Raw genomic sequence first — 665 nt, 5'->3', positions numbered from 1 at the left:
GAACGGCGGAGAGCAGCGCGGCAATATGCCAAAGAGAACAACGCCGCCGACAGGCTGAAATGATGTAGATTTGTTCATACTCTTGTGATATACTTTAGTCAAGAAACAAAGCGACAAATCGGAATTGGACAAGGGGGCTGAACTGATATGAAAAAGAAAATATTTGTATTATTATCAGTTGTACTAATTCTTATTTTAGGCGTTGCTGTGTGGTATAATATTCCAATCGACTTGATAAATTTAGACCCTAATGAAGTCATGGAAATTGTTGTTTTTAATGGTAATAGCGGAAATACAACACACATTGAAGATAAAGAGCAAATTCAGCATATTATTGATAACTTGAATGATGTTGAGGTAAAAAGGTCAAGGCTATCTGCTGGATATTCTGGGTATAGTTTCAAAGTAACTATTTATCTATCTGATGGAAACGAAGCAGGTGATTGGAATAATTTTATTATCAATTCAGATGATACAATTAGAAAAGACCCCTTTTTCTATTCTGTAATAAAAGGAAAAATTGATTACAACTATATAGAGAATATAGTAGAATAATGCACATTTGCCCATTTATCGAACAGTACACAGCAAAACTTAATACCCCACCCACAAGGGACAGCCGAGAAAATCGACTGTCCTTTTTCTATGCCGACAGGCAGAAAGGA

Annotated in this window: 1 protein-coding gene; it reads left to right on the top strand. The window is 35.6% G+C overall.

Annotated features, from left to right (window positions below):
- The first annotated feature begins 147 nt into the window (after window positions 1-147).
- On the top strand, window positions 148-555 hold the full coding sequence (locus tag H8705_RS13655) for a hypothetical protein (RefSeq protein ID WP_262396326.1): 408 nt from the start codon (window positions 148-150) through the stop codon (window positions 553-555).
- Window positions 556-665 lie beyond the last annotated feature (110 nt).

The sequence above is a fragment of the Youxingia wuxianensis genome (assembly GCF_014385085.1).
Taxonomy (GTDB): Bacteria; Bacillota; Clostridia; order Oscillospirales; family Ruminococcaceae; genus Youxingia; species Youxingia wuxianensis.
This window is presented reverse-complemented; position numbering and strand designations above follow the sequence as displayed.